The sequence below is a fragment of the Frankia sp. Allo2 genome (genome assembly GCF_000733325.1).
Classification (GTDB): domain Bacteria; phylum Actinomycetota; class Actinomycetes; order Frankiales; family Frankiaceae; genus Frankia; species Frankia casuarinae.
This window is the reverse complement of sequence record NZ_JPHT01000057.1, coordinates 1-16,302: the sequence shown is the minus strand read 5'-3', so window position 1 is coordinate 16,302 and position 16,302 is coordinate 1. Positions and strand designations below refer to the sequence as shown.

Genomic DNA, 16,302 nt, shown 5'->3' with positions numbered 1-16,302 from the left:
GACGCTATCCGATCATCACCCACCAGCCCGCGAACGCCACACGATCACCGAACAAGATCTACAAGGCCGCCACCCAACCGACGTGAACAGCTACGGGATCACGGTGAACGCGGTCTGCCCCGGCTATGTCGAGACCCCGATGGCGCAGCGGCTCCGACAGGGGTATGCGGACGCATGGCAGATCTCCGAGCAGGAGGTACTGGACCGTTTCGAGGCGAAGATCCCGCTCGGCCGCTATTCGACGCCTGACGAGGTGGCCGGCATGGTCGGCTATCTGGTCTCGGACTCGGCCGCGTCGATCACAGCTCAGGCCATCAACGTCTGCGGTGGCCTCGGGAACTTCTGACTGTCGGGCCGGCTCGCCGGCCGGTTCCGGCGCGGCCCGGAGAGGGAGAGAAGTGGGACAGACAACGAACACCGCCGCTCGCGAGGTCGAGCACGAGGTGGAGATCGACGCCGAGGCCACGACGATCTACGGATTCATCGCGGACGTCACGCGGTGGCCGCTGATGTTCCCGCCCACCGTGCACGTCGAGCAGCGGGAGACGGGTCGGGGGACCGAGCGCATCCAGCTCTGGGCCCTCGCGAACGACGAGGTCAAGACGTGGACGTCACGGCGCTCGCTGGATCCGATCGGGCTGCGGGTGGAGTTCCGCCAGGAGGTGTCCGCGCCGCCGGTAGCGTCGATGGGCGGCGCCTGGATGATCGAGCCGCTGGCGTTGGACCGGTCACGGGTCCGTCTCCTGCACGACTACCGGGCCGTCAACGACGATCCGGCGGCCCTGGAGTGGATCGAGCAGGCGGTTGACCGCAACAGCCGGTCGGAGCTGGCGGCGCTGAAGCAGAACGCGGAGCTGGCCGCGGCCCGCTCCGATCTGCTCCTCGACATCGACGACACGGTGCAGATCAACGGGGCCGCCGCGGACGTCTACGACTTCCTCAACGAGGCGCAGCTGTGGGAGGGCCGCCTGCCGCATGTCGCGCGGGTCACGCTGACGGAGGACGTCGCCGGCATCCAGGTTCTGGAGATGGACACCCGCTCGAAGGACGGGTCGTCGCACACCACCAGATCGGTGCGGGTGTGCCTGCCCCACCGGAAGATCGTCTACAAGCAGACCGTGCTGCCGGCCCTCATGACGATGCACACGGGGCAGTGGCTCCTGGAGCCCGGCGCGGATGGCGTGCGGGCGACCTCACGGCACACGGTCGCGATCAACGAGGCGGGCATCGGCGCGGTCCTCGGAGGAGACGCGACGGTGTCGGACGCCCGGGACTTCGTGCGCACCGCGTTGAGCACCAACAGCTCGGCGACCCTCGCGCACGCGAAGGAGTACGCGGAGCGCGCACGACGCTGAGCGGGCCCGTCACGGCCGACCTCTCGCAGGCCCGCAGGTCGGGGTTCGACCCTTTAGGAGGTGCCTGATGGCAGGGGCATCGGCGGCTTTCCTGCGCGCCGGCGCCGTCGAAGCCGCATCGACGGCGGCACGCCACGCCGAGGAGGCGGACGAGCGCCGGGTTCTGCATCCGGACGTGGTGAAGTCGTTGGTCGCCGCCGGTTTCGCGCGGCATCTCGTGCCGACCCGGTGGGGCGGTTGCGACGGGGCGGTGCTGGAGCTCCTCGACGCGCTCGCGCTGGTCGGCGCCGGCTGCGCCGCGGCGGCGTGGTGCGCGGCGGTGACCGCCGGTGCCGCCCGCATGGGCGCCTACCTGCCCGAACAGGGCCAGGCCGAGCTGTGGTCCGACGGGCCGGACGCGTTCGTGGTGGGCGCGCTCCAGCCGGCCGGCACGGCCCGGCTCGACCACCGCGGCTGGCTGCTGCGCGGCGAGTGGGCCTTCACCAGCGGGGTGGACTTCGCCGACTGGGCCCTGGTCGCGGCGGACATCGGCGGCCAGGCGGAACCGCAGCCGTGGTTCTTCGCCGTGCCGCGCGCCGACTTCACCATCACGGACACCTGGTTCAGCACCGGCATGCGTGGCACGGGCAGCAACACGCTCGTCCTGGACGGCGTGTTCGTCCCCCCACACCGGGCATTCGACCGCGCGGAACTGATGCGCGGCCGACCGGTGGGGTCCGCCGCGGCCTGCCACCGGGTGCCGCACCGCGCGATCAGCGGTGTGCTGTTCGCCAGCCCGGCACTCGGCGCGGCGCGTGGTGCCCACCGCTCGTGGGCGCGGCGGATCACTGAGGGGGGCGGGTGGCCCGGCGGATCCCCGACGCGGCGGGCGGCGGCGCACCTGACTGCCGCCCGGGTCGCCGGGGAGATCGACATCGCCGAACTCCTGCTACGGCGCGCGGCGGCGGTGTGTGACAGCGGCCCGGTGCACCCGGCGGAGACGCTGCGCAACGCGCATGACTGCGCGCTGGCGGCGGATCGGCTGGTCGGGGCGGTGGAGACCCTGTTCCGCACGGCGGGGNCGCGCGGCCAGCTGATGAACAGCGCGCTCCAGCGGTTCTGGCGGGATGTCCACAGTCTCGCCAGCCACGTGGCGCTGCAGCTCGAACCGAGCGCCGGAGCATACGGGGAATTCCTGCTCGACGGTGGCCTGCCGGCCTGACCTGGCCACCGGTCCCGAACACCTTCGACCCGAGGGGGCTCTTCATGACCCAGCAGGCCTCGCCTACCGCCTCGTTCGCGCCGGCGGAGCTGTACACGCAGGTTCTTCAATTCTACGCCCACCAGATGGGCCTCCTCGACGAGCGGCAGGCGGACAGCTGGGCGGACACCTTCGCCGAGGACGCGGTCTTCCAGGAGGCCGCACGTATGGATCCGCTGCTCGGCCGGCCGGCCATCCGAGCCTCGGCACGTGCCAGCGTCGAGCGGGCCGCCGCGAGCGGTCTGCAGGTGCGGCACTGGATCGGCATGCTCCAGGTGCGTCCCGGCCCGAACGGAACCGTCGACACCCGCTGCTACGCGCTGGCGATGCGCACGCCCAAGGGCGGCGAGCTGGAGCTGTTCGCCAGTGTCGTCTGCGCGGACCATCTTGTTCCGACCCGCGGTGGCTGGATGGTGCGCCATCGCGACCTGACCCATGACGGATTCGCGCCAGCCTGAACCGAGCGGAGCGGCGACGAACGACGCGGCCAGGCGAGAGTGAGAGACCGTGAAGATCGGAATCGTCTTCTTTCCCACCGTCGGCCCGCGAGACAAAAGTGCCCAGGACTACTTTGACGAGGCCCTCCACCTGGTGGACCTCGCCGAGGATCTCGGCTTCGACCACGTCAAGATGGTGGAGCACTACTTCTTTCCGTACGGCGGTTACAGTCCCGACCCGGTGACCTTTCTCGCGGCGGCGGCGGGCCGCACCCGTCGGGTGCGGCTGGGAACCAGTGCGACGATCCCGGCATTCGTCCATCCGGTAAAGCTCGCCGGGAAGCTCGCGATGCTCGACAACATCTCCCACGGGCGCCTGGACGCCGCCTTCGGGCGGGCGTTCCTGCCAGACGAGTTCCGGGCCTTCGGTATCTCCCTCGACGAGAGCCGGTCCCGGTTCACCGAGGGCGTCGAGGCCGTGAAGTTGCTGTGGACCACCGAGAACGCCGAGTGGAACGGCGCGTTCCACCGCTTTGGACCGGTGACGCTGCTGCCCCGGCCCGTGCAGCAGCCGCACCCACCGGTCTTTGTCGCCTCGGCACGCAGCCTCGACTCCGTCGCCGCGGCGGCGAGGTCCGGGCACCATCTGCAGACCGTCCCCAACGCGATGTCGGTGGCGGAGCTCGGCGAGCGGATCGGGCTGTTCCGCTCCACCTGGTCGGCCGCCGGCCATCGTGCCGCACCACAGATCCAGCTTTCCTTCCCCTGCGTGGTGAGCGATTCACCGGACGAGGCGCGGCGGAAGGGGAGGCTCGACGAACAGCGGAACACCGCCGCGATCAGTGCGGCGGTTCGATCCTGGCAGTCGACGTCGAGCAGTGCCTATCCCGGCTACGAGAGCCTCGCGAACATCGGCGGTCGTGACGCCTTCGATGACAAGCTCGCCGACGACAAGCTTCTGGTCGGCTCACCGGACGAGGTGCTGGGCCAGCTTGAACGCGTCGCCGCGCGCTGCGGTGACGACATCGTCATCAGCCTGGGTGTCCATTCCGGACATCTGTCGGTGCGTGACGCNGACACGACAATGCGCCTGCTCGCCGAGCAGGTGTTCCCGAAGCTGCTGACATCCGGCTGACCACTGGTGCGAAGGCGGCGGGCCGACGACAGCCCTCCGGCCTGGCGCCGCTCTGGTGCCTGGGAGACAGCGCGACAAGGAGGAAGCCATGACCACGGACGTGGGCGCCGAGCGGGGCCGGGTCGCCGTGATCGGCGCCGGCTCGATCGGGCTTGGATGGATCACTCTGTTTCTGGCCCACGGGTATCGGGTGCGGGTCAACAGCACCCGCAGCAACATCGAGACGGTCATCCACGATGCGCTGCGGCTGTTCACCCCGGGGCTGCCCGGCGCATCGCGGGACCCCGCGGACCTCGCCGGACGGCTGGAGATCGAGCCGGACCTGGAGCGGGCGGTCGCGGACGTGGCGGTCGTCCAGGAGAACACACCCGAGAACCTGGAGATCAAGCAGGATCTGTTCGCCCGGCTGGAGAAACACGCCGCGGCCGGAACGCTGCTGCTGTCGTCGACCTCGACGATGCTGCCGGCCGACCTGGGCGCCCGCATGGACAACCCGAGCCACCTCATCGTCGGTCATCCGTTCAACCCACCACACGTGATACCGCTGGTGGAGGTGGTGGGAGACACAACCTCGGACCCGGACGCGGTCAGCGCGGCTGCCGNGTTCTATCGCTCGGTCGGGAAGACTCCGGTGGTCCTGCGCCGGCCGATCGCCGCCTTCGCCGCGAACCGGCTTCAGTCAGCCCTCCTGCAGGAAAGTATTCACCTCGTCCGCGAGGGGGTGGTGACGGTGGCCGAGCTCGACGACATCGTGACCGGCTCCCTCGGCCCACGCTGGGCGACGGTTGGTCCCTTCCAGTCGTTCCACCTCGGCGGCGGGCCGGGGGGCCTGCGGAACTGGCTGGGCACACTCGGCAGCGGCCTGCAGCAGGGCTGGGCGGCGCTGGGACGGCCGGTGCTGGACGAGGACACCCTGGATCTGGTGCTGGACCAGACGGACCAGGCATTCGGCGGGATCGCCTACGAGGAACTCGCCGCGCGTCGGGACCGGCTGCAGAAGGCGGTGCTGGCTGCGGTCGCCAGTGCCGACGACGCGCCACCGCCCCGGTCTGGCTCCTGAGCCGAGCGTCCGCGGCTCCCCGCGGCGCTTCCCCGGCCGCCGCGATGCCGCCCCGGCCGCGAGGAGCCGCCGGCACCGTGCCCGGGGCGGTCTCACCGCTCCGGGCCTGTCAGCTGGCGAAATCCGTCGTCCGCGCCAGCGCATCCCACCGCTCCCATTCCGCGAGCCGCTCGCGGTACACCTGCGGCGCGAGGTCGGCCGCGCTGTTGCCGAGCAGGATCCGCAGCGGTGGCTGCGCGGCGTCGACGACGGTCCGCAGCGCCTTGCCCAGCCTGTGGGGATCACCAGGCTGGACGTGCGCGTACACCCCGGACATGCCGTGCCGACGCCGGGCGAGCACGTCGTCGTACTCGGTCATCGGCGTCGCCCGCTCCATGCTGGAGGCGCTCCAGTCGGTCCGGAACTCGCCCGGCTCGACGATCGTCACACGGATGCCGAAATCGGCGACCTCGTGTGCCAGAGTCTCGCTCATGCCTTCGAGCGCCCACTTGCTGGCGTGGTACATGCCGATGTTAGGATAGGTCGCCACGCCGGCGATGCTGGACATCTGAAGAATGTGGCCGCCACCCTGCCTGCGCATAACAGGCAGCACCGCCTGAGTGCACCACAATGCACCGAAGAAGTTGACGTCCAGCTGTGCGCGGGCCTGCTTCTCGGTGACTTCCTCGACTGCACCCGAAAGCCCGTAGCCAGCGTTGTTCAGCAGTACGTCGATGCTTCCCGCAGCGGCGACCGCTCGGTCCACGACGTCGAACACCATTGACCGGTCGGTCACGTCCAGGGCGAACCGGAGAAGCTGGTCGGGATACCGTTCAGCCAGCTCCTTGAGCGTGTCACGGTCGCGGGCCGTCGCGACGACCCGGTCGCCCGCGGCCAGCAGAACCTCGCTGGTGGCGCGGCCCAGTCCCCGCGAAGCCCCGGTGACCAGCCAGGTGCGGCGGACGGGGCCCGGTGGTGCGGCATCGCCCCGGCCGAGCGCCGAAGCCGGCTGAGGGCTGTGACCAGATTCCGTGTCTGACATGATCGCTCCATTCCCGATGCGGTCATGGCGGCGCCGGGCAGCGGCAGTGACCGGCGGTATCGCGTTAGGCGGAGAATTCGCGGATCCGACCGGGACCGGATTCCCCCCGGACCGGAATGCTGACAGGCGGGGTTACAGCGCCGCCGGACGTCCGGCCGCGGACAGCCCAGGGTTCGCTGGGGATCCGATGAAAGCTCGGTCGAGCGCGGGCGGACGATGCGGAGAACGAGCTGGTGGGTCAGTCGAGAGCATCGTCACCGTCATCGCCGGACGCCGGCCGGCGTACCCAGCGCTCGTCGAAGAGCAGGCTGGTCGGCGGGCTACCGGGCAGCGATGCTCGGGCCGGACCGTTCTCGGCACGCAGCCCGTCCAGCGCGATCGCGATGATGCGGGCCCGGGCCTGGGCCGCCGCCGCGAACAGATCGTCACGGGCGAGCCCGCGGACCTGCTCCAGCAGGTGCGACCGGCCGAGCTGCTCGATCAGCAGCGAGACGTCGAAATGGGATACGTCGCCCCGTAGGACCCCGGCCTGACGGGCACGCTCCACCAGCGCACCGAGCAGCTCGTCGCCGAGGTCCGCCGCGGCCTGCATCTGCTCGGTCACCTCGATGGTGCCGGCGATCGGCGCGAGCGAGCCCTGGCCGAACTCGATACGGCCACGGACGAACTCCGCCAGCCCCGTCCAGGGGTCGTCGATGGCGAGGGCGCTCTCGGCGGCCGCGTTCCAGCTTTCGAGCGACAGCATCGACAGCCGTTGGAACAGCTCTTCCTTGGTGCGGTAACGCCGGTAGAGACTGCCGATCCCGACGCCGGCGCGGGCAGCGATCGCGGCGACCGACGCATGGGCTCCGTCAGCCGCCAGAACCTGGCGAGCCGCATCGAGCAGCGCCCTGTCGTTGCGCTCCGCCTCCGCATGCCGCGGGGCACGCGTCGGGCGCCCGGCCATGTCGGCATCCTATCCCTTGCGGAGTAATCCGCTCCGTTATAGGCTCCGACGGAGCGATTTGCTCCGTTTGAAAACCCGCCGGGAGCGCCCCCGGCACCTCGGGAAGGATGTGCGCACGGCCGCTCCGGGACGACGCCCACCGGAGGTGGACCCCGTCCGGCCGCCGACATCAGGCCAGGGCCGGCGGCGGACCTCACCGGGGTTCACTATCCGCCGCCAGATAGCGATGACAGACCCGCCAGCCGTCCACTCCGCGCACGAGGTGATCGAAGCAACGCACGTGGCCGCGCAATGCCAAGGGGCCGCCATACGGAGTGACGGTCGGAAAAGCGTAGCTGCGCGCGCGTACGCTGCCGTCCGGCTGCCACCGCACGTCGAGCATCCCGAGCCAGTGCCGGATATCGAGCGGACCGGCGGCATGGATACGCGCTACGCCATCCCGAAGCGAGCCAAGGATGGCCACATGCCCTATATCCGGCGCGTCCTGCAGGTTCGAGTCCAGGACGGCGTCGGCCGTGAACGTGCGCACCCAGCCGTCCGGGTCAGGGTCGGCGCCGTCCAGCAGGCTCATCTGCGCCGCGTAGAACTGCAGGATCTCGTGATAGATCTCGGCCGAAGGAACGGAGGTGAGGAGCTCCGAGGACACCGTCATCTTCTCGCCTTTCTATCAGTGCTATCGTCCGCGTCGAATCAGTCAGACCCTAATGCCGACGAACAGCCCGGGTCCACCGTCGACGGCGATGAGCTCCGCCTTGAGGTCCGCCTGGGCGAACGCCTCCTCGTACTGGCCCCGGGTGAACAGGGTCAGCAGGTCGATCTCCTTGATATGGCTGACACCGTCGGCGCCGGCCAGCAGGTAGTGCAGTTCCATGCGGGTCTGGTCACCCACGCGGGTCGAGTGGGAGACACGGGTTATCGCCCGGTTTCCCTCGGACACCGCGTGCGCCGCGACATAACCATCCAGAAACGTGTCCGGAAAATACCACGGCTCGATGACGACNGTGCCGTCCGGCGACAGGTGCGAGGCCATGCAGCGCAGCGCGGCCGCCAGGTCCTCGAAAGTGCGCAGATAGCCGATGGAGCTGAACATGCAGACGACCGCGTCGAAGGTCCGGCCAACCCACAGGCTACGCATGTCGGCCTGCAGCAGCGGCCGGCCGGGGAGCCGCCGGCCGGCGACCGAGAGCATCGGCTTCGACAGGTCGGTCCCCGCTACGTCGGCGAAGAGCGTCGCGAAGTGCTCCAGGTGGTTTCCGGTGCCGCAGGCCACATCGAGCAGGCTGCGTGCGTCGGGCGTGCGGGTCCGGACCAGCTCGGCGACCCGCCGGGCCTCCGCCGCGTAGTCCTTCCGGCTGCGGTAAAGGACGTCATACATCTCGACAGCTCGGTTGTCCTCGTACACGGCGACCCCATCCGCTGGATTCACAGGCGCCGGCCGCTCCTGGCGCGGCCCGCTCTGCCGTATTCTGCGAAACACCGCTGGAGGAACGCTTGACGTTTGATTGGGCAGCACGCCGGAACCACCGGGACGGCCCCGCGGCGGCATCACCCACCGCCGCGCACCGGCGCACGCAGCCACCCGACGCACCGGGTTTAGTGGTTCTTGAGCGGGTCTCCGCGGCTCTTCAAGCCGCTCCGGCCAGACTGGGCCTCGACTGACGAGCGCCCGACATGTGCCCTGCCATCCGTAGGCATCAAGTCGACGATGGGAGAAAGACCCGTGTTCCAGCAGCTGTCAGATTTCCACGAATGGTTCAAGCAGAGAGCTGAAGCGAACACCTACCAGATATCCGTCGTCGCGCTCGACCAGCTTGACGGATGGGGCTTCGACGGTGATTCAGGGAATCTCTCGCATCGTTCGGGGAAGTTCTTCTCGATCGAGGGGATAGAGGTCGCCACGGACCACCGCGAGGTGCCGACCTGGAGCCAGCCGATCATCCTGCAGCCAGAGATCGGCATACTCGGAATCCTGGTCAAGAGCTTCGCCGGGGTGCCGCACTGCCTGATGCAGGCGAAGATGGAGCCGGGCAACATCAACGGGCTGCAGATCTCACCCACCGTCCAGGCCACCCGCAGCAATTACACCCGGGTGCACGGCGGAAGCTCGGTGCCCTACCTGGAGCACTTCCTCGCGCCGCGGGCCGGACGGGTCGTCTTCGACTCCCTGCAGTCCGAGCAGGGCTCGTGGTTCCTCAACAAGCGAAACCGGAACATGATCGTCGCGGTGGACGACGATGTCGAGGTCCGTGACGACTTCTGCTGGCTGAGCGTACCCCAGCTGCGGGAGCTGGTGCACGCGGAGAACATCGTCAACATGGACTCCCGGACGGTGCTGTCCGGCATGTCATTCCTCACCGGCGACACCGGTGGGGGCGAGGCGTTGCACACCACCCACGAGCTGCTGAGCTGGTTCACGGAGGTCAAGGCGCGGTATCGGCTCGACCGTCAGGTCATCCGGCTGTCGGAGGNCAAGGACTGGATCCGGTCGAGTGATCGGATCTCCCACGAGCTGGAGCTGTTCTTCAACGTCATCGGCGTCAGCGTCCGCGCCAGCAACCGTGAGGTCATGAGCTGGTCGCAGCCGATGTTCCAGCCGACCTGCCAGGGCGTCATCGCCTTCGTGACCAGGTGGATCAAGGGCGTCCGGCACCTGCTGGTGCACGCCCGGACTGAGCCCGGAACGGGCGACGTCGTGGAGATGTCGCCCACCGTCAACTGCTCACCAGAAAACTACCGCGGCCTCGGTCGCGACCAGCAGCCGCCGTTCCTCGACTTCGTGCTCGCCGCGCCACCCGAGCGGATCCTCGTCGACGTGGTGCACTCGGAGGAGGGCGGACGCTTCTACCACGCCGAGAACCGGTACCAGCTCGTCGAGGCCGACGAGGACTTCCCGCTCGAGGTACCGCCGGACTTCGTCTGGATGACGGTGTCGCAGCTCACGAGCTTCGTGCCGTACGGCAACCATGTCAACGTCGGCGCGCGTTCCCTGCTGACCTGCATCACGCGGCGCCCGGACCTGGAGGAGGCGGCGTGACCGTCCCGGGTGGCGGCACAGGCATGCCAGCGCTCACCCGCACGGCGACAGGGACGGTGGCTCGGGGCGCCGGCCCCGACCCCGACCAGCTCCGGGAGGCGCTGGCCCATTTCCCCAGCGGAGTCGTCATCGTCACCACCCGGAGCGAAACCCGCACGCCGCACGGGTTCACCGCGAGCTCGTTCTGCGCGGTGTCCCTGGAGCCGCCGCTGGTGTCGGTGTGCCTGGCCCGGGCGGCACGCTGCCATCCGGCGTTCGGCGGCGGCGACCGGTTCACCGTCAACATGCTCCGGCCAGGGCACGTCGAACTGGCGAGGCGGTTCGCGCGCAGTACCGGCGACAAGTTCGAGGACGGATCGTTCCGGTGCACGCAACAGGCTGGCGAACTTCATTTTTCACGGACTTCTGGCTGAGCTGATCTCCTCCGTCGGGCGGGCAGGCTGCGCCTTACCCCGGGTTCTCCTGGCTGTGCAAGAGCGCCGACGTTCCGGCCGTGCCTGCTGGGTGCCGTGCGCTCTTGCACGGTCGGGAGGTTCTGGGGTAACCCCTCGGGTGTCCGCCCGGCGGAGGAGATCAGCGGTCCCGCGCGCCCGGCTCCTGGTGACCGGCGGCGGCTCCCCCTCCTCCAGAGGAAGGGCCGGGGTCCGGGGCGGCGCCCCGTTGCTCTTGCCTGACAGATGCTCGCGCCTTGTAGTATGAGCCGGTGTATCGGCGCCCTTGGGATCGCGTTCCGCGAAGTGCGGTCGCAAGGTGCTTTCTAGCCGTTCTGGCCACGCTTATGGCCGGATGCGCGGGCTACGATGCGCCTCCGACGATCTTTCAAGCGATCTGTCTTGTGCTGGCTGCTGCGTTTACTGGTGCGGCGGCTGTGGATCTGCCGGCCGCTGGCGCCCTTCAAAAAAAGCCTGAAATTCGCACGCTCTGTTGCGTATTTTCGTCCCCACGCTCGCGGGGGTAATGGACCCGCGACGCTCCGACGCGACGAACGGGCGGCCGGTCCGACGCGCCCGGGTGGGGTGCCGACCGGAGGGAGGCGGGGCCCCATCCCGGTGCGCGGCCGGGCCGGCCGGGGTCCTGTTCGGCGTGGCGTGTGCGGCGCCCTCGGCCTCGACGTCCGGCTTGGTCAGGATGTGGGGGTTGCCGCCNCGGNGGGGCGGCCTTGAAACCGTAGAGATAATTAGCGAGGATCATCATCAAAGGGTTTTTCGCTGCGTGCGAAGGGAGTTGGTATGGCGATCGTTGGCGGGACGGGTTCGGATGACGCGCTGTCCGTCGGTCGACGGCTGAAGGTTCTGCGCACGCGGCGGGGGATGACGCGGGAGGTTCTGGGCGGGCTGGTCGGTCGCTCGGCGTCGTGGGTGAAGGCGGTGGAGACGGGTCGGTTGGCTGCTCCGAAGTTGTCGATGTTGCTTCGGTTGGCGGAAGCACTCAGGGTGCGTGACCTTGCGGAACTGACGGGTGGTCAGTCGATCCCGGTGGTGTTGTTCTCCGGCCCAGGGCATGATCGGCTCACTGCTGTGCGGGCTGCTGTCAACAGGTTGCCGGTCTCAGCCGCCGATCAGCCTGCGCCCTCGGTTGCAGATCTACGGGGGCGGGTGACCTGGGCCTGGAGGGCGAGGCATGCGGCGCCGAATCATCGGGAGGTTCTCGGGGGGCTGTTGCCCGGGCTTCTGGATGACGCGCAACGCACTGCCCGCGCGGAGGCGGACGGTCCGCAGCGCCGTGCGGCGCTGGCCGTGTTGGCGGAGGTGTACGCGCTGACGCAGTTTTTCGTGTCCTACCAGCCCGCACAGGATCTAGTCTGGCGGGTGGCGGAACGTGGTGTCTCGACCGCGCTGGACTCGGACGACCTGCATGCGGTCGGGGTGGCAGCCTGGCTGATGACACAGGCGCATCGTGAGGCCGGGGACTGGGATGCAGCGGACGTCGTGGCCAGTCAGGCGACGGCGCTACTGCGGGACAGCCTGTCCAGCGATGACGCCACTGACGACGTGGCGGCGCTGTGGGGAGCGTTGCAGTTCGAGAGCGGCTACACGGCGGCGCGGCGTGGCGAGATCGGGAACGCTTGGAGGTACTGGGACGCGGCGGACGCCGTCGCGCGGCGACTGCCGGACGACTACTTTCATCCTGTCACGTCGTTTTCGCAGACGGTCATGCACGCGCACGCCGTGACGGTTGCGGTCGAGCTGCGACAGAGTGGTGAGGGCGTACGACAGGCGGAACGGTGGCGCGCGGCGGTGATCCCGTCCCATCCGCGGCAGGCGCGGCATTGGATCGAGCAAGCACGGGCTTACCAGATCGACAGGAAGTACGACGAAGCGCTTCGTCTCCTCGATCACGCCTACGACTCGGCGCCGGAGACGATCCGGTACAACGGCCACGCGCGGCGGATCATTCTGGAAGAGCTGGACGCGCGGGATGGACGGCGTCGAGAGCAGGCAAGCGAGCTGGCCCGGAAGGTGGGTCTGTTGGGGGTATAGACAGTACCCTCCGGATGCGCTCCGTGGCTCTACCTTCACTGCATGGCAGATACGACCGGCGCCGTTCAGGCGGCGCGACCCTGTAGGCCGGTCCGGTTGCCAGGTGCGGCAGTCACGTTGGCCGCTGGCCCTGGGGGGATCGTCACGGCTGTGACCGTCGACTCGGACGGCGAAGCGAGTCCTGACCGCTCAGTGATGGTGGAGTTCCCTCGCGTACCGCTGCCGGGTGTGGCAGGGGTGTTGGTCGGATCCCGGCCTCGGCCAGTGGCGGGCGGCGGGCTTCGGGCGGACGTGGAGTTCGTCGAAAGGCCCCGGGCAGAACTGGTGCGGGTTGCGCTGGGCATGGCCGGCCTGCCGCGTGTGGGTTCTGTGGTGGTCTGCCCGCCGGGAGCGCCGCCGGGTCGTATGGCGTTGGCGTTCGTGGTGGCGGGACTGCTGCGGGAGCGGTGCACGCCGCCGGCTGCGGTGGTGACGTGCGCGGCACGCCCGACGTTGGGGGTCGGCAAGGTCGGGGTCCCGCATGAGGTGCGGGTAGAGACCGACGGTGACGTTCTCTGCGAGATCGTCTACCAGGTCATTGAGGCTGATCAGGTGTCGAGCTGGCTGGCGGGATGGCGGCGACCAACCCGACCGATCCTCTCGTCGGTTGAGACACGGTGATACCGCTTCGCGCTCCGATAGATCATCGGACCCTTCCGGCCTGCTCGATCGTGGTCACCGACGCTGGTTTACTCATCGCGAAGATCGCCAGCATCGATAAGGACCTCTACGGCCTCGTCGCTTATGCCGCCGAAGTCGGCTATGGCACCGGGTTCAGCCTCTGGGGTAGACGGTGGAGCCGCGTTCTGAGCCTGCCCGGGAAAGAGCATGACGACATCGTCGGACGGATCGCACCGGAAGTACTTCAGCCGAACTTGGGTAAAATGGTACGGGTAGAATCGGGGGCGATTATGGGTGTGCTCTCCACTCGGGATCCACAGTTGATCGACGAGCACCGGGAGACATTAGAATATCTGGCAGCTATTCTTGGCGTTTCCACTGCCGCGCTGGGAATTTACGGGTCCGCGATGTACAAGCCGGCCACGGAACGTGGCGATATCGATTTCGTGGTCTACGGAGAAGAGCAAGGGCGGCAGGCGTGGGAGAGGATTCAGTCAAGGCTCCCCCCGGTGCCCCGACGTAAAGCCGGAAGACCTTATCATCTGCATTTTCCGCATTTGGACGGCTCGGTCTACCTTGATCCGCGTCTTATCCGCTCTGATGCCGATACCGTTGCCCTCGTCCGCGCACGATCTATGATCAGTCCCGGTGCAGCCCTGGATCGTCTCGCGGTGACTGCGGCTCGCGACGCCTTCTACTATCCGGCGCGGTACCAACTCGAAGACGGCTCCGTGTTGCTGAGCTACCGGCTCGGTCACTGCGCACTCCTCAAGCCTGGTGACCGAATCTCGGCAGCTCCGCTTCCCACGGTCCACTTCGATGGTGTGCCACACCGTATAGTCCTACGTTACGAACACCTGACGATCCACGCGGGGGCGGAGCCGTGATGGGCAACGCGACTGACCATCTCGATGAGGCNGCGCGACGTCTCCGCGCTGCCCCGGCCGGGCCCATCCGCCTCGGGATCGGTGGCNGTTCTATCGGATGTGTGGCCGACGTCGACGGCGTACGCCGCTGGCTTCGGGTGGTGGCTGTACCCGAATCTGACGTACATCCGCTGGTCTGGACGGGCACCGCGACCGCTCACGCCCTTCCTCGGAGTGTGCGGCGTCCAGCCATGCAGGGGGGAACCGAATGGTATACGGGCGGGACACGAATCCGCGCTGAGGTCATCGACTATATCGAGGAAAAGGTCTGCTCTGATACCGAGGTCCTTCGTACCGAACTCGATCTGACGGCGGGCTGGTGGCGTTCTCTGCGTGCATCCCTGGACGCTCTCGCCGCACAGCCGACCGAGCGTGTTCCGCGAACTCAAGAGCAGTTGCGCCGTGTCCTCGTCCGGCTGTTCGGCCCCTCGATCGATCCCACGGTGGGAACCTGGGTCACCGCGCATGGTGACCTGCGGTGGTCCAACATCACTCGGCGGACTCCTTACCTGCTCGATTGGGAGTTCTGGGGCGCTGCGCCTGCGGGGGCGGATGCGGCCACCCTGTACTGCACAAGCCTCCTAGTCCCGACGGTCGCAGATCAGGTATACGACCAGTTCGGCGACGTACTGACGAGCCGTGACGGTCGCCTTTCTCAGCTCTGTGTCGCAGTTCAGCTTCTCCGTCACGCCGATCACGGTGATCTCGGCGATCCACTCCGCAAGCTGATTGACGGGATTTTGCCGACCCTCACCAACTGACGGATCCACGCACGAATTTTCGTGTTTTGGTCCGGCGTTGCTTTTTTCGGGCGTCGAGTGGCGGGTTTTCGTCGCCGGTGCCCATGTCGGGGAGTTCGACGACTGACAAATTCGGGAGGTGGCGATGAGGGACGAGGGCAGGGAGGACTTGGTAGATGACGATGATGACGGCTGGGGGTGGGATGACGACGACGGGTATCGGTCCGGGGCCAGGGAGCGTGATCGGCCCTGGTGGCCTGGTGACCCCGTTGGGGGCGTGGGCGTTGGTGGTGCCGGGGGTTCAGGTGGTGGCGCCGTTCGTGGATCTGCGTTGGATGGCGGACTACGCACGGATGCGGGGGATTCCGGCGACGGAGTATTGGGCTCTGCCGTTTCTGGGACGCCGGGTGGTGGCGGTCCTGTGACCGGCCTGGGTCGTCCGGGCTGGGAGGAGTCGTGAGAGGGTCGGTGGCGGTAGGGGCCGCGGGGTGGGAGTTTCACACCGGGCAACTTCCGGAGTTCCTGCTCCTGCCGTGTGACGGTCTGATCGTTGGTTCCTTCCCGGAGGCGGTGGAGGCGGACAGCGAGGCTCAGCAGATGCTGCTGTCCGATCAGATGGCGGTGGACGAGGACATCATGGTGGGGGCGAGCATCGGGATTGCACAGCTCGGCCCGGTGGGGCTGGTGGTGCTGCATCGCCGGTTCACGTCGCTGATGGCGTCGCGGGTCGCGTGGGCGGTGGGCATCCGGCTTCGGCGGGCGAGGCTTGCCGCCGGCGAGTCGCCTCGGGTCGTGATGGCGGGGTCGAAGCCGAACCCGGATGTGACTCCGGATGGGGTGACGTTCACGCTGCATCGGGTGCGGGTGTGTGACCATGAGGTGGTCTCGCTGATCGAGGTGTGGGAGGTGCACTTTCCCGCGCTGGTCCTGGCGGCGGGAGAGGACTCCGTGCTGCTGTAGGCGGTGACCGTGTCGAGCTGGCGGCCCTGAACGTGTCCGGCCCTTCCCCTCGTGGCCGACGTTCGGGGTCGCCGTTGTCGTGTTTGCTGGTTTCAGCCCGGACAGGTCGGGTATAGTAGGTATTGGCATTCGAGGGGCTACGGTCCCTGCGCCATGTAAGGCAGTACGCCATATAGACGGGCTGTCCACGTAGAGCCGCCTGGGAGCGGCAGGACCGGGCTCGGGCTGCTGCACCACAGACCGCGACTGTGGTCTGTGTCCAGTCGTGTTGACGTTTCCGTCTGGGGTGCAGATGTGCCGCATGTGGC

Annotated in this window: 18 protein-coding genes; 14 read left to right on the top strand and 4 right to left on the bottom strand. The window is 68.3% G+C overall.

Features of this window, described 5'->3' with window-relative positions; genetic code table 11:
* The 6 genes from ALLO2_RS21510 to ALLO2_RS21485 all read left to right on the top strand — a co-directional run.
* The coding region (locus ALLO2_RS21510; RefSeq protein ID WP_139140158.1) for an SDR family oxidoreductase at positions 1–346 on the top strand (346 nt) is incomplete at its 5' end.
* Between the two features lie 52 nt (positions 347–398).
* Complete coding sequence (locus ALLO2_RS21505) at positions 399–1,355, top strand: aromatase/cyclase (protein WP_011438506.1); 957 nt, start codon at positions 399–401, stop codon at positions 1,353–1,355.
* A gap of 67 nt (positions 1,356–1,422) precedes the next feature.
* A complete protein-coding gene (locus ALLO2_RS21500; RefSeq protein WP_035734444.1) occupies positions 1,423–2,556 on the top strand; it encodes a hydrolase in 1,134 nt (377 codons plus the stop codon).
* Between the two features lie 44 nt (positions 2,557–2,600).
* On the top strand, positions 2,601–3,053 hold the full coding sequence (locus ALLO2_RS21495; RefSeq protein ID WP_011438504.1) for a nuclear transport factor 2 family protein: 453 nt from the start codon (positions 2,601–2,603) through the stop codon (positions 3,051–3,053).
* Positions 3,054–3,102: 49 nt separating this feature from the next.
* Positions 3,103–4,167 (top strand): LLM class flavin-dependent oxidoreductase, encoded by a 1,065-nt coding sequence (locus ALLO2_RS21490; protein ID WP_011438503.1) that lies wholly within the window; start codon positions 3,103–3,105, stop codon positions 4,165–4,167.
* 88 nt (positions 4,168–4,255) lie between these two features.
* Positions 4,256–5,227 carry a 3-hydroxyacyl-CoA dehydrogenase NAD-binding domain-containing protein gene (locus tag ALLO2_RS21485; RefSeq protein WP_035734443.1) on the top strand — a complete coding sequence of 324 codons (972 nt, stop codon included), beginning with the start codon at positions 4,256–4,258 and terminating at the stop codon, positions 5,225–5,227.
* 109 nt (positions 5,228–5,336) lie between these two features.
* Here ALLO2_RS21485 and ALLO2_RS21480 read toward each other — a convergent pair whose 3' ends face one another.
* From ALLO2_RS21480 to ALLO2_RS21465, 4 genes are all read right to left on the bottom strand, one after another.
* Positions 5,337–6,248, bottom strand: a complete 912-nt coding sequence (locus ALLO2_RS21480) for an SDR family oxidoreductase (protein ID WP_011438501.1) — start codon at positions 6,246–6,248, stop codon at positions 5,337–5,339.
* Between the two features lie 238 nt (positions 6,249–6,486).
* Complete coding sequence (locus tag ALLO2_RS21475) at positions 6,487–7,194, bottom strand: TetR/AcrR family transcriptional regulator (RefSeq protein WP_011438500.1); 708 nt, start codon at positions 7,192–7,194, stop codon at positions 6,487–6,489.
* A gap of 193 nt (positions 7,195–7,387) precedes the next feature.
* Positions 7,388–7,846 carry a nuclear transport factor 2 family protein gene (locus ALLO2_RS21470; RefSeq protein WP_011438499.1) on the bottom strand — a complete coding sequence of 153 codons (459 nt, stop codon included), beginning with the start codon at positions 7,844–7,846 and terminating at the stop codon, positions 7,388–7,390.
* A 42-nt stretch (positions 7,847–7,888) separates the two neighbouring features.
* Positions 7,889–8,620 carry a class I SAM-dependent methyltransferase gene (locus ALLO2_RS21465; protein ID WP_011438498.1) on the bottom strand — a complete coding sequence of 244 codons (732 nt, stop codon included), beginning with the start codon at positions 8,618–8,620 and terminating at the stop codon, positions 7,889–7,891.
* A gap of 294 nt (positions 8,621–8,914) precedes the next feature.
* Here ALLO2_RS21465 and ALLO2_RS21460 point away from each other — a divergent pair, with 294 nt between their 5' ends.
* The 8 genes from ALLO2_RS21460 (at position 8,915) to ALLO2_RS21425 (ending at position 15,994) form a co-directional block, all read left to right on the top strand.
* Positions 8,915–10,228 (top strand): NDP-hexose 2,3-dehydratase family protein, encoded by a 1,314-nt coding sequence (locus tag ALLO2_RS21460; protein ID WP_035734441.1) that lies wholly within the window; start codon positions 8,915–8,917, stop codon positions 10,226–10,228.
* Complete coding sequence (locus tag ALLO2_RS21455; protein WP_023842034.1) at positions 10,225–10,641, top strand: flavin reductase family protein; 417 nt, start codon at positions 10,225–10,227, stop codon at positions 10,639–10,641. The genes ALLO2_RS21460 and ALLO2_RS21455 overlap by 4 nt, the downstream gene beginning before the upstream one ends.
* An 816-nt stretch (positions 10,642–11,457) precedes the next feature.
* Positions 11,458–12,708, top strand: a complete 1,251-nt coding sequence (locus ALLO2_RS21450) for a helix-turn-helix domain-containing protein (RefSeq protein WP_011438495.1) — start codon at positions 11,458–11,460, stop codon at positions 12,706–12,708.
* Between the two features lie 150 nt (positions 12,709–12,858).
* On the top strand, positions 12,859–13,368 hold the full coding sequence (locus ALLO2_RS27595; RefSeq protein ID WP_049761008.1) for a hypothetical protein: 510 nt from the start codon (positions 12,859–12,861) through the stop codon (positions 13,366–13,368).
* Between the two features lie 50 nt (positions 13,369–13,418).
* On the top strand, positions 13,419–14,255 hold the full coding sequence (locus ALLO2_RS26025) for a hypothetical protein (RefSeq protein ID WP_131728953.1): 837 nt from the start codon (positions 13,419–13,421) through the stop codon (positions 14,253–14,255).
* 230 nt (positions 14,256–14,485) lie between these two features.
* Entirely contained in the window at positions 14,486–15,055 is a 570-nt protein-coding gene (locus ALLO2_RS21435) for a hypothetical protein (protein ID WP_131728954.1), read from the top strand.
* A gap of 155 nt (positions 15,056–15,210) precedes the next feature.
* On the top strand, positions 15,211–15,459 hold the full coding sequence (locus tag ALLO2_RS21430; RefSeq protein WP_011438491.1) for a hypothetical protein: 249 nt from the start codon (positions 15,211–15,213) through the stop codon (positions 15,457–15,459).
* Between the two features lie 43 nt (positions 15,460–15,502).
* Complete coding sequence (locus ALLO2_RS21425; protein WP_232235243.1) at positions 15,503–15,994, top strand: hypothetical protein; 492 nt, start codon at positions 15,503–15,505, stop codon at positions 15,992–15,994.
* Positions 15,995–16,302: the final 308 nt, after the last annotated feature.

What these genes read in the sequence shown, in the direction of transcription:
- ALLO2_RS21495 (WP_011438504.1), top strand. Translation starts at nt 2,601, where the DNA reads ATGACCCAGCAGGCCTCGCCTACCGCCTCGTTCGCGCCGGCGGAGCTG.
- ALLO2_RS21480 (WP_011438501.1), bottom strand. Translation starts at nt 6,248, where the DNA reads ATGTCAGACACGGAATCTGGTCACAGCCCTCAGCCGGCTTCGGCGCTC.
- ALLO2_RS21475 (WP_011438500.1), bottom strand. Translation starts at nt 7,194, where the DNA reads ATGGCCGGGCGCCCGACGCGTGCCCCGCGGCATGCGGAGGCGGAGCGC.
- ALLO2_RS21470 (WP_011438499.1), bottom strand. Translation starts at nt 7,846, where the DNA reads ATGACGGTGTCCTCGGAGCTCCTCACCTCCGTTCCTTCGGCCGAGATC.
- ALLO2_RS21450 (WP_011438495.1), top strand. Translation starts at nt 11,458, where the DNA reads ATGGCGATCGTTGGCGGGACGGGTTCGGATGACGCGCTGTCCGTCGGT.
- ALLO2_RS21435 (WP_131728954.1), top strand. Translation starts at nt 14,486, where the DNA reads ATGCAGGGGGGAACCGAATGGTATACGGGCGGGACACGAATCCGCGCT.
- ALLO2_RS21430 (WP_011438491.1), top strand. Translation starts at nt 15,211, where the DNA reads ATGACGATGATGACGGCTGGGGGTGGGATGACGACGACGGGTATCGGT.